This window comes from Flavobacterium cucumis (genome assembly GCF_900148835.1).
GTDB classification, from domain to species: Bacteria; Bacteroidota; Bacteroidia; order Flavobacteriales; family Flavobacteriaceae; genus Flavobacterium; species Flavobacterium cucumis.
This window is the reverse complement of record NZ_FRYK01000003.1, coordinates 111,698-124,183: the sequence shown is the minus strand read 5'-3', so window position 1 is coordinate 124,183 and position 12,486 is coordinate 111,698. Positions and strand designations below refer to the sequence as shown.

Here is a 12,486-nt window from a genome sequence, read left to right as displayed (position 1 = left end):
AGTATCTTATTTCTTGTAATACTTCTTATAGGGAAAATAAGCCAATGCTGAAATAATAGCAACCACAATAGCGATATAAATATAATACGTAACACTTTGTTTTTCACCTGAAGCATAACTGTGTAAACCGCTCAAATGAAAATTCACACCAAAATACGTCATTACAATCGAGGCGAAAGCAAAAACACTCATAACATTATAAATCCACCTACCTCTTAATGCGGGTACAAAACGTGCGTGAATTACAAATGCATATACCATAATACTGATTAAAGCCCAAGTTTCTTTTGGGTCCCAACCCCAATAACGTCCCCAACTTTCGTTAGCCCATTGCCCTCCTAGGAAGTTTCCGATGGTTAACATGACCAAACCAACGGTTAACGCCATTTCGTTTATATAAGTGATTTCGTCGATGCTTAATTTCATTCGCTCTTTGTTCTTTTCATTGGTAAAAATCATCAAGAATAAAGCCACTAGACCTAAAACCATCGCTAAAGTAAATGGTCCGTAGCTCGCTACAATGACTGCAACGTGAATCATTAACCAATACGAATTTAAAACGGGTTGTAAGTTCCCGATAGATGGATCCATCCAATTCCAATGCGCAATCATCAAAATCATTGCAGTTACAAATGCTGTTGAAGCTACAGTAAGTTTCGAATCCTTTCCGAAAGCCAATCCAAAGAACATTGTTGCCCAAGCCACATAAATCATACTTTCATAAGCATCACTCCATGGTGCATGACCTGAAATGTACCATCTTACAATTAATCCTACTAAATGCAAGATGAAAAACAAACCAATTAATCCATGAAACCCGTTGATAATCATTCGGATTGCTTTTGAATCTTTAAAAATTTGTACGATACAGAAAGCCAGCATTAAAACTCCAGCCAACATGTACAAATAATACAATCTTTTGAAGACATCATATTTATTGTATGCTATTTCAGAACTGATTTTACTTTCCGAAAGCATTACAGCTTTTCCATATTTCTTTTGGTATTCTGTTAGTCCTTTCAAAAGACTGTTGGGTAATTCATAATTTTTACTTTCGGATGCTTTTTCTAAAGCATTTAAGTAGAAGGGCATTACATTTTTAATCGAATCTAGAGCCGTACCTGTTGGTTCATTTGCTTCTAAAAACGAAACCCATTTGTTAGATTTATCACCGGGAATTGGAAATACTTTCAAAATTTGTCCACTCAAAGCCGAATACAAAAGATTAACTTTCTTATCTGCTTCAATAAAATCTTTTTGGAATTGGTTTGGAACAGGTTCTTTATAAGCCGATTCTAAAAATTGAGCCAATTTGTAATTTCCTGTTTCATCAAAAAAGGCAATCAAAGGTGCGTATTTCGCTTCTTTTTCAACACCAATTAACTTACGAATACTATCATTTCCTCTTTTTAAATAGATGATTGGCAAAGAATACCAATACTGAGGATACTGCGTCATCGATAAAAACGCTTGATCCGAATTCATACCTTCATACGTATCGCTTTTGGATACTTTACGAAGTAATTCTGATGAAAACGTATTGATAGGCTTCATTCGCCCGTTATCCTGTATCACCACTTTACCAAATTCACTTGCGTGTTCTGAGGTAATTTCATATTTTTTCAATAACTTCAGAATTTCTTCTTTGCTGGGTTGGTGATTATGTTGTTGCGCAAAAGTTAAAGTGGAGAATAAAATCAAAAATAGACTTAATAAACGAGCTTTCTTAGCTTTAACTTTCATCACTTTTTCTTTCAAACTTGCAAAACGACTACTTTTTGTAAATAATATGGCCATCAGACCAAAGTACAATAAGAAATATCCAATGTAAGTAATCCAAGTTCCCCAGAAATCGTGACTTACAGAAAGATTAGTTCCTTTTTCGTCAGGATCAAATCCGGCTTGAAAGAATCGGTAACCTCCATAATCTAAAATATGATTCATGAAAATACTGTCTTTAAATGTTTTTCCAGATGCTTTATCTGTAATTTCAACCTTACTCTTGTAGGCCGAATAACTATTTTCAGTTCCTGGGTATTTATCAGCGATGAAATCGTCTAGTTTAACAGAAAAAGGAGTGTTGTAAATTTTACTTCCAAAGAAAAGAGTAAATTCTAAATCACCAATTTTGACGCTTTGCGGAATGCCTTGTTTTCCTCTGGAACCAACCAATGTCACAATTTCTTCTTTTCCTTGTGTTTTGATTTTTACTTTCAACGCATCGTCGGTTTGTTTGTCTTTGAAATCATTATTCGATTTAAAAGTCAATTCTCCTTTAATTGCTGGCTCTGGAAATACAAACTGAGCACCACCAATATTATATAAAGATCGAAGCATTAAGGGTTGAATAGAATCTTTTACCACTTTTCCTTTCAATTGATCCGCCATTCGCATAAAATCTCCTTCAAAAGGAGTTTGAATGGTGTACGCTTCACTAATTTTAGTAATATTGATAGCCCCTTCAGTATACTTGTTAAAGGCAAAAAGAACGTTATGTAAATTTTGTACTTCCCCTTCTTTTATATAATGTTCGTGACGCGTTCCTCCACTCGACTCAACCATTTTCAACAGCAGTTGTCCGGTTTCTGATGGAACAACGGTTTCGGTAGCATTCATAATGAATTCTTGATGTTCTACTTCAAATGGAATGCCACTAAAATCACCTCCCATCGAAAAATCATTACTAGCAAACGTATTTAAAAAAGCATCTTCTTTGATTTCTGGCGCTAAATACAACCCTTTTTCAAAGGTTTTGCGACGCATCTGTCCTTCGTGATCCCCATCAACCAAAACCGTTAAATAAGGTTTATCGGAATAAATCATATTAGCTGATTCGCCCTCTCTAATAGGCATCATTCCTTCATAACTAATATAACGTGTTACAAAAGCTCCAACAATAATCAAAATAAAGGATAGGTGTAAAATTAGGGTTGCCCAATTTTCTTTTTTATGCAATTGATAACGTTTGATGTTACCTAGGAAGTTGATGATGAAAAACACCATAATAACTTCAAACCAAACGGCATTATAAACCACAACTCTTGCTGTATCAGTATTATAAGCGTCTTCAATAAAAGTTCCAGCAGCCATAGCAACGGCAAAAAGAATAAATAAAACGGCCATTAAGCGAGTGGAAGATAACAGGGATAATATTTTTTTCTCCATGAGATATATAGGAATACGTTTTTATAAATTGCCACAAATGTACTCAAAAACAAAAACTTTTCCGCTAAGTTTAACAAAGGTTTGATTATTTTAGAATGATTTGAATCAGTATAACATTTTTACCTCTTTAACATCAAAAAAGCAAATCGAGTCATCTTCAAGAAGTACCGCTAATTTCCCATCTTGAGTAACTTCCTGAATTTTACCTACAAAACGACTTCCTGTGACCGATTCAAATGCAGAAACAACATTTCTCTTAAACAAGATTTGATGGTAAACATCCCAAAAATGAGTTGCTCCCAATACAGATATTTGTTTTAAATTGAATTCCAGTCGCTGCACTATTGCTTGTAACAGCGAATCCCTATTAAAAATGGTGTTTTCTAATAAGTATAAAGATGATGCTTGAGGTAGATTTTCAAAATGAGATTGGTTTATATTTAACCCAATCCCAATTATCGATTGTACTTCATTTGCGTTTTTAAAACTATTTTCTATTAAAATGCCGCCAATTTTTTTATTTTCTGCCAAAATGTCGTTAGGCCATTTGATTACAAAATTTAAATTACTAACGCTTTTTAAAGCCTCAACAACACTTATAGCAACTATGATATTCAACGTAAAAAGACTCGATAATAGTTTTCCTTTTTGTTGGTATAAAACACTAAATGTTAGGTTTTTACCCGCATCCGAACTCCAACCTGACCCCCGTTGACCTTTCCCTTCATATTGCGATTCAGTACTCACAACCGTAAAATTGTCGCATTTTTTTTCTAGAGCAAGTCCCTTTAAAAAACGGTTCGTAGAATCTATGGCATCGAGTTTGATAATTCTCATAATACAGTGACAAAATTTAATCTTATGTTAAGGTTCAAAAATAATGACAAAAAATGATACCTTTGCATAAATAGAAAAATAATAAATGGCGAAGAAGCAGATTAATAATGATGATTTATTAGCTAATATCATCAAAGGAATTGAAGAAGTAAAAGGAGAAAATATTGATATTCTTGATTTGAGAGAAATTGACAATACGGTTTGTGATTACTTTGTAATTTGTAATGGAAATTCAAACACACAAGTAAATGCAATAGTAGGATCAATTCAAAAAATAGTTTCCAAAGAACTAAAAGACAAACCTTGGCATGTTGAAGGTGCCGAAAATGGGGAATGGGTTTTAATGGACTACGTAAACATCGTAGTTCATGTTTTCCAAAAACACATCCGCGAATACTACCGCATTGAGAGTTTATGGGGTGATGCAAAAATCACTACCATCGAAACCAAATATTAAAATTTATTATGGCACAAAATAGCAATTCTAACTTTAAGTTTAGTCCATGGATGAGTATTGGACTAGTTATATTAATTTTTTTTGGTATCAATTTTTTCTCTAATGGATTAGATTTAAGCAATCCAGGAAAAACAAGTATTTCTAAATTCAATGAATTTTTGAATGCTGGAGAGGTAGATAAAGTTATTTTTACCAATACTAAAGCTACTGTATTTCTTAAAAAAGAAGCTTTAAAAAACAAAGTACACGATAAAGTAAAAAATGATATCACAGGTAAATTAAATACTAAAGGACCTCACTATCATTTTGAAATTGGAGATCTACGAACTTTCCAAGAGAGTTTGGCGAAAGCAGATGCAGAAAAGAAAATAAATTTCTATGAGAAAGAACCTGAAAGCTTTTTAGGAGATTTGATAATTGGCATTATCCCTATCTTATTATTAGTTGTGCTTTGGATTTTCATGATGAGAAGAATGTCTGGTGGTTCTGGTGGTGGCGGAGGTCAAATCTTTAGTATCGGAAAATCAAAAGCGAAATTATTTGATGAAAAAAACGATACGCGTGTTACTTTTGAAAACGTTGCAGGATTAGAGGGTGCTAAAGAAGAAATACAAGAAATTGTTGAATTCCTTAAAAATCCTGAAAAATATACTTCAATTGGAGGTAAAATTCCTAAAGGGGCGTTATTAGTAGGACCTCCTGGAACAGGTAAAACATTATTAGCAAAAGCAGTTGCTGGTGAAGCCAAAGTTCCATTTTTCTCTTTATCAGGTTCTGATTTTGTAGAAATGTTTGTAGGAGTTGGAGCATCACGTGTACGCGATTTATTCAAACAAGCTAAGGAGAAATCCCCATCTATAATATTTATTGATGAGATTGATGCCGTTGGTAGAGCTCGTGGAAAAAACAACATGACAGGCGCAAATGACGAAAGAGAAAACACCTTAAATCAGTTATTAACGGAAATGGATGGTTTTGGAACGAACTCAAACGTTATTGTTTTGGCAGCAACCAATCGTGCGGATGTATTAGATAAAGCATTATTGCGTGCAGGTCGTTTTGACAGACAAATCTATGTTGATTTACCAGACATTAGAGAACGTAAGGAAATTTTCGAAGTACATTTAAAACCTTTGAAAAAGTCAGAAGAATTAGATACTGAATTTTTAGCAAAACAAACTCCTGGATTCTCGGGTGCAGATATCGCAAACGTTTGTAACGAGGCAGCTTTAATCGCAGCTCGTAAAGACAAAAAAGCTGTTGACAAACAAGATTTCTTAGACGCTGTAGATCGAATTGTAGGGGGATTAGAAAAGAAAAATAAAATTGTAACCCCTGCTGAAAAGCGTGCTATTGCCATTCATGAAGCTGGTCACGCTACAGTTAGTTGGATGTTAGAACACGCTGCCCCACTTGTAAAAGTAACCATTGTTCCTCGTGGACAGAGTTTAGGTGCGGCATGGTACCTTCCTGAAGAAAGACTAATTGTAAGACCCGATCAAATGCTAGATGAAATGTGTGCAACTATGGGAGGAAGAGCTGCTGAAAAAGTAATTTTTAACGAAATTTCAACAGGAGCTTTAAGCGATTTAGAGAAGGTAACTCGTCAAGCAAGAGCCATGGTAACCATTTATGGTTTGAATGACAAGCTTGGAAACATTACTTACTATGATTCGACTGGACAATCTGATTATAATTTTTCAAAACCTTATTCTGAGGAAACGGCTAAAGTTATTGATTCTGAAATTTCAAAACTAATCGAAGAACAATACCAAAGAGCAATTCACATATTGGAAACCAATAAAGAAAAATTAACACAATTAGCCGATATCTTGATAGAAAAAGAGGTAATCTTCAAGGATGATTTAGAAACTATTTTTGGATTAAGACCTTTTGACAAGCAAGAGGAAGTTATAGTAGCAGAATAAGTACTTATCAACAAGTACATCTTAATAAAAAACTCAGTTATTTGACCATATAACTGAGTTTTTTTTTATCTTTGATTTTTACTATCTAAATTACCTACTTAAATTAGATGAATAGTCTTTTTAGAAAAATTTTTGGAACATTAGGAGAAGAGGTCGATGACGTTAAAAAAAGCGAAGTCAGAAGTCCTTACACACCTGATATTTCACTTCCTATCGAAGAACAATTTACTTTACATTTCAAAAAAAATGGAGGTAAGTTTATTTATTGCGAAAATTTAGATGAAATATCAGAAAATTTTGAAAATATTTTAGCTGAAAACGATTGGTTTGAAAAAGAGGCCTTGTGTTTTGATTCCAGACTTTTCAAACTTCTAGAAGAAAATAAACTGGCTCCAAGCGAAAATTACAAAGCTACTTTTTTTCTAACCGCATGTGAAAATTTGATAGCGGATGAAGGCTCTATTCTTTTTTCCTCCAACCAATTGAAACACTACAAGCCAAACGAACTTCCAACGAACATGATTGTATTTGCTACTACAAGTCAATTTGTTTCTAGCAAAGGAGATGGGTTAAGGCGTATTAAAAATTCTCACGAAAAATCATACCCTACTAACATTACCACAATTAAATATTTTGAAGAAGTAAAAGAACAAGATTTTCTTCATTATGGTAGTTGTCACAAGAATCTTTACTTACTTCTTTTAGAAGATTTATAATAATGAACGAAACGCTTAAAAGAGCATTATCAGGAGCCGTATATATTATTTTACTACTAGGCTGCATCGACCACTCTCAAGAAAGTTTAGCCATTCTTTTTAGTGTTTTTATGATAATTGGAGTGTATGAGTTTTGTAAAATGACCTCCTTAAACATATTTTTTTGCATACCACTCGCAGCAATTTCCTATTATTTTTTATGGAATGCCCATCAAGATATCTTACTTAAGACCATTATTGTTGCGTTATCAATAGTGATTTCAATAAAACTATTATTGTATTTATTCAATTCAAAAAAAACAAATTTCAAAACGGCAACTCGTTATCTTTTGTTAATAGGGTACATCATTATTCCTTTTATAACCATCAACTATATTGCAATAGGAAAAAGCGGTTACAACCCAAAAATCCTAATTTCTATTTTAATTCTCATTTGGGCCAACGATACATTTGCTTATTTGGTTGGCAAAACTTTTGGCAAAAACAAATTATTTCCTAGTGTTTCGCCCAAAAAAACAATCGAAGGATTTTTAGGAGGTATGCTGTTCACCGTTATTTCAAGTGTTTTGTTGTCAAAATTTTACATCGAATCAAACATTTTGTACATTTGGATAGTAATTGCAATTATCGTTAGTGTTTTTAGTACACTTGGAGATTTAATTCAATCCAAATTTAAACGTGTCGCTGGAATTAAAGACAGTGGAAAAATTATGCCTGGTCATGGCGGAATTTTAGACCGTTTAGATAGTATCATATTTGTTATTCCTTTCATAAATTTGTTTTATTTAATTTTATATTATGTTTCATAAAGAAGGTTCAAAAATCATTTTCATTACACTACTGGTAGTGGTAGGTATTATTTTTATGGCGGACGCATTCCTTACCATAGAATGGCTAAAATCTGTGTTATATATTTTGGCATTAGCCATCTTAGTTTTGGTATTGCAATTTTTTAGAAATCCAAAGAGAATTGCCGATAATAGTGACAACCACATACTTGCACCTGTTGACGGTAAAGTAGTAGTCATTGAAGAAGTTTATGAACCTGAATATTTTAAAGACAAACGCTTGATGGTTTCCATTTTTATGTCGCCTATTAATGTTCATGTTACGCGTTATTGTGTGAATGGTATTGTAAAGTATAGCAAATATCATCCTGGTAAATATTTAGTAGCTTGGCACCCAAAAGCTAGTGAAGAAAATGAAAGAACAACTGTTGTCATCAACAATAGAGTATATGGGGAAATCCTTTATCGCCAAATTGCGGGTGCTTTAGCAAGACGAATTGTAAATTATGCGCAAGAAGGGATGCGTGTTGTTCAAGGAAAAGATGCTGGTTTTATCAAATTCGGATCTAGAGTTGATATTTATTTACCTATTGGAACCGAAATCAATGTAAAATTAGGAGACAAGGCTATTGGTAACAAAACAGTCATAAGTAAAAAAGCATAAGAATGAACAATAAGGATATAAATACTTTGTTTGACGAAGCATTTGCTAATGCACAGTTAATTCCTCAAGAATCTGTGCCACAAGACATGCAACTAGTATTATATGGTCTTTATAAACAAGCAACATCAGAAACATCAAATCCGTTACTATTTCAAAATCCTCAGGACTTAAGAAATGCATTTAAATTAAACGCATGGATGCAAGTTAAACATCTTACTCCTGACGAAGCAAAAACCGAATACATCAAGATTATTAATAACTTAATGATAGAACGTAACCTCTGAAAACCATTACTATGAAAAAGACATTATTAATTTTAATTTGTATTACTACAACCCTACTGAGTTGTAAAAAGGAAAATGAATTAATTGAAGTCAAAATTCCTGATCCAGAAACACCCATAACTAATTCTGTTTATGGAAATCCTGCAGATGTTAAAGTAGATGAAGGGGGTATTTTTAAAATGAAAGGTTTAAAATATGCATATGATGATTTAGCACCTTTCATTGATGGCAAAACCATGGAAATTCATTATTCAAAACATCATTTAGGTTATGCAAATAAATTAAACAAAGCAATAGCGGGAACCGATTTAGAAACAAAAACTATAGAGGAAATTCTAACCAAATTGGATCCAAAAAACAGTGCCGTTAGAAACAATGCAGGAGGGTACTACAACCACAACTTATTTTTTGAGATCTTAAATCCTAAAGGTGGTGGAAATCCAGAAGAAAAATTAAACGATGCGTTAACAACAGCGTTTGGCTCTTTTGATGAATTTCAGAAAAAAATTACGGAAACCGCATCCAATCAATTTGGTAGTGGATGGGCTTGGTTAATCGTTACTCCAGACGGAAAACTAGCGATTACAAGTACCGCTAATCAAGACAATCCTTTGATGCCAAATGCAGAAATTAAAGGAACTCCCATACTTGCTATTGATATCTGGGAACATGCCTATTATCTTAATTACCAAAACAAACGAAACGAATACCTAACAGCGATTTTTAATGTTTTTGATTGGAACGTTATCAATTCAAAATATGAAGATGCTTTATCTAAAATATAAAAGTAAAAAGTCCCGAAATCGGGACTTTTTTTATTTTTCAAACTCTTTTAAAGTATTAATGATAATCGCAACACAATCTCTTAGTTGTTCTTCTGTCATTACTAACGGCGGAGCAAAACGAATGATGTTTCCGTGAGTTGGTTTTGCTAATAAACCGTTTTCCGCTAAACGTACACAAATATTCCAAGCAGTGTCGCTTTCTTCAGTGTCGTTAATAACAACGGCATTCAACAATCCTTTTCCTCTTACCAAAGTAGCAATATTTGAAGTTTCTATGAATTTACCCAATTCGTCACGAAATATTTTACCTAATTTTCTAGCGTTTTGAGCTAAGTTCTCTTCAGCCACAACTTCCAAAGCAGCCATAGCCACCGCAGCTGCTACTGGATTACCTCCAAAAGTAGAACCATGCTGTCCTGGCTTAATCACATTCATAATGCTATCATTTGCCAAAACCGCCGAAACAGGATAAGCACCGCCTGATAATGCTTTTCCTAAAATTAAAATATCAGGTTGGGTATACGTTTCTTGTTTTTCACATTTTGCTTCACAAGTACAATTTCCACAAACCGCTAATAACGAACCCGTTCTTGCAATTCCTGTTTGTACTTCGTCAGCAATGAATAAAACGTTATTGGCTTGACAGATTGCTTTAGCTCTTTTAATAAAATCTTCTGATGGCGTATAAACACCAGCTTCACCTTGAATAGGTTCTACTAAGAATCCTGCAATATTTTTTGATGAATTCACAGCTTTTTCTAAAGCCTCAATATCATCATAGGGAATACTAATAAATCCTGCTGTATAAGGTCCGAAGTTTTTACGCGCATTTTCATCGTTTGAAAACGAAATAATCGTAGTAGTTCTTCCGTGGAAGTTACCATCACAAACGATAATTTGTGCTTCGTTTTCATTGATTCCTTTTTGCTCGTAAGCCCATTTTCTACACAATTTCAAAGTCGTTTCTACTGCTTCAGCTCCTGTGTTCATGGGTAAAACTTTATCAAATCCGAAATAGTGGGTTACAAATTGCTCGTAAACACCTAATTTATCATTGTAAAATGCTCTTGATGTTAACGTTAACGTTTGGGCTTGTTGCACCATGGCACCCACAATTTTTGGATGACAATGTCCTTGATTAACCGCAGAATAAGCCGAAAGAAAATCGTAATATTTCTTTCCCTCTACATCCCAAACATAAACGCCTTCTCCTCTACTCAAAACAACCGGCAGTGGATGATAATTGTGTGCACCGTATTTTTCTTCCAATGCAATTGCTTCAGCCGTCCCTAAGTTTTGGGACATTTTTTCTAAAACTGACATAAAATTTTGTTGTTGATTGTTACATCGCAATTCCTTCTTAGTGGTGAGAAATCAACCGTTTAGCAAAAGTAGTAAATTTTGTTGGAAGATGGAAGTTGGATGCTGGAAGAAAAAACTCCAAACTCCCTAATTCCAAATTCCATCGCTCAACTAAAACATTTCCAATAACGTCGAAACCGTATTCCAGTTTCTAATCGTAGCGACAACGTTTAATTTTTTCTCGATATATTTTTGATCTAATCTAGTTTTTCCAGCTCCTACTGCGTATTTGATGTAAATTCTGCTTTTATCAATCGTAGCGTCATCGGGTTTGAATTGACTAATTTTTAAGTCGTTGATGGCGCTTCCTTGTAATTCTTTCGAAAGAAAAGCCACATACAACTTCTTAGTATCGCTCTCTTTTTCTATAAGATACGGATTGTTTTTATAACACGCTTCCAAATCTTCTTTACTAATAACCACCACAGGAACTTCCAACCCTAATTCTTTGAAAATTTCTTGTTTGATTTTAAACCCAACACTCGCGCCATGTTCTTCTTCTGAATCTACAAAAACGTTTCCCGATTGAATATAAGTGCGTACATTTTGAAATCCCGCGCTTTCTAAAAGCTTTTTCAAAACGTCCATTTTAATCATGTTGTGTCCGGAAACATTAATTCCGCGAAGTAGCGCTAAATGGGTTTTCATGGTAATAATTTGTTGCAAAAATAGAATTTCCTACTTAATTCGGTTCAAAATATCGTTCATCATTTCAATTTGTACTTTTTGAATTTCAATTAACTCTTGCTGTTGATGCATAACCAAATGATCAATTTTATCATCTAACATTCGAATTTCTAACTCTGATTTCAAATTTATCATGTAATCTTTCTTAGCACGTTCACGATCTTTTTCTTCTTGACGGTTTTGGCTCATCATTATAACTGGTGCTTGCAATGCTGCAATACAAGACAATATCAAATTCAATAAAATAAAGGGATACGGATCAAATTCTTTATTCGTAAAAATAATCACATTAGAACCAATCCAAATCGAAATGAAAATAAAAAATGCAATGATAAAAGTCCAACTACCGCCAAAAGAAGCTACTTTATCTGCGATAATCTGACCGTAATTCCTAGTATCGACTTCCTCTTCTACTTAAGCTACAAATGAAGTATCATCACCTAAAGACCGAACTACATCTTTTTCTAATTTTGATAATTGACTAATTTCGCTTCGTAAAAATTTTGAAATATACTTTTCGCGATATACATTCAATTCTTGTACAGAAATGGAATCATTCACATCAAAATCAGGGAAATCTTCTAAAATTAAGTTTAAAATGGAGGTTCTAATTGTTTTGCCCGAAACTCTATCTTTTTCTGGAAATTCAATATTGGAAATAGCACTTGTAAAAGTTGTATTGCTTCTCATAATTCAAAATCATTTTAGCTAATTTACGATTAAATCAATTGAATTCTACAACTATTAATTTTAAAAATAGTAGAAATCAAAAAAATCTTATCAAATCCACTCAACAATTCTTATTTTTGCCTC

13 protein-coding genes are annotated in these 12,486 nt (G+C 33.5%); 7 read left to right on the top strand and 6 right to left on the bottom strand.

Going from position 1 to position 12,486, the window contains the following annotated elements; genetic code table 11:
- Positions 1-6: 6 nt before the first annotated feature.
- Positions 7-3,165: a cytochrome c biogenesis protein CcsA gene (ccsA, locus tag BUE95_RS09390; protein ID WP_073583775.1), complete on the bottom strand. Its 3,159-nt coding sequence runs from the start codon at positions 3,163-3,165 to the stop codon at positions 7-9.
- Between the two features lie 105 nt (positions 3,166-3,270).
- Positions 3,271-4,002: a biotin--[acetyl-CoA-carboxylase] ligase gene (locus BUE95_RS09385; protein WP_073583773.1), complete on the bottom strand. Its 732-nt coding sequence runs from the start codon at positions 4,000-4,002 to the stop codon at positions 3,271-3,273.
- An 85-nt stretch (positions 4,003-4,087) separates the two neighbouring features.
- On the opposite strand from BUE95_RS09385, the gene rsfS reads away from it, so the two are divergent.
- From rsfS to BUE95_RS09350, 7 genes are all read left to right on the top strand, one after another.
- On the top strand, positions 4,088-4,459 hold the full coding sequence (rsfS, locus tag BUE95_RS09380) for a ribosome silencing factor (RefSeq protein WP_073583771.1): 372 nt from the start codon (positions 4,088-4,090) through the stop codon (positions 4,457-4,459).
- An 8-nt stretch (positions 4,460-4,467) separates the two neighbouring features.
- Positions 4,468-6,387, top strand: a complete 1,920-nt coding sequence (gene ftsH / locus BUE95_RS09375; protein ID WP_073583770.1) for an ATP-dependent zinc metalloprotease FtsH — start codon at positions 4,468-4,470, stop codon at positions 6,385-6,387.
- Between the two features lie 107 nt (positions 6,388-6,494).
- Positions 6,495-7,103, top strand: coding sequence for an LUD domain-containing protein (locus BUE95_RS09370; RefSeq protein ID WP_073583768.1), 609 nt, complete (start codon positions 6,495-6,497; stop codon positions 7,101-7,103).
- A gap of 2 nt (positions 7,104-7,105) precedes the next feature.
- Positions 7,106-7,912 (top strand): phosphatidate cytidylyltransferase, encoded by an 807-nt coding sequence (locus BUE95_RS09365; RefSeq protein WP_073583766.1) that lies wholly within the window; start codon positions 7,106-7,108, stop codon positions 7,910-7,912.
- Entirely contained in the window at positions 7,902-8,555 is a 654-nt protein-coding gene (locus tag BUE95_RS09360; RefSeq protein WP_073583764.1) for a phosphatidylserine decarboxylase family protein, read from the top strand. Before BUE95_RS09365 ends, BUE95_RS09360 begins: the two co-directional genes overlap by 11 nt.
- 2 nt (positions 8,556-8,557) lie before the next feature.
- A complete protein-coding gene (locus tag BUE95_RS09355; protein ID WP_073583762.1) occupies positions 8,558-8,839 on the top strand; it encodes an acyl-CoA-binding protein in 282 nt (93 codons plus the stop codon).
- Positions 8,840-8,850: 11 nt separating this feature from the next.
- The gene (locus BUE95_RS09350) at positions 8,851-9,624 is read left to right on the top strand and encodes a superoxide dismutase (protein WP_073583760.1); all 774 of its coding nucleotides are present in this window, start codon (positions 8,851-8,853) and stop codon (positions 9,622-9,624) included.
- 30 nt (positions 9,625-9,654) lie between these two features.
- Here the strand turns inward: BUE95_RS09350 and rocD are convergent, their stop codons facing one another.
- The 4 genes from rocD to BUE95_RS13910 form a co-directional block, all read right to left on the bottom strand.
- A complete protein-coding gene (gene rocD, locus BUE95_RS09345) occupies positions 9,655-10,947 on the bottom strand; it encodes an ornithine--oxo-acid transaminase (protein WP_073583758.1) in 1,293 nt (430 codons plus the stop codon).
- 150 nt (positions 10,948-11,097) lie between these two features.
- On the bottom strand, positions 11,098-11,634 hold the full coding sequence (locus tag BUE95_RS09340) for a DUF1697 domain-containing protein (RefSeq protein WP_073583756.1): 537 nt from the start codon (positions 11,632-11,634) through the stop codon (positions 11,098-11,100).
- A gap of 30 nt (positions 11,635-11,664) precedes the next feature.
- Entirely contained in the window at positions 11,665-12,048 is a 384-nt protein-coding gene (locus BUE95_RS13915) for a DUF1003 domain-containing protein (protein ID WP_317041535.1), read from the bottom strand.
- A 39-nt stretch (positions 12,049-12,087) separates the two neighbouring features.
- Positions 12,088-12,363 (bottom strand): hypothetical protein, encoded by a 276-nt coding sequence (locus BUE95_RS13910; protein WP_317041532.1) that lies wholly within the window; start codon positions 12,361-12,363, stop codon positions 12,088-12,090.
- Between the last annotated feature and the right edge of the window lie 123 nt (positions 12,364-12,486).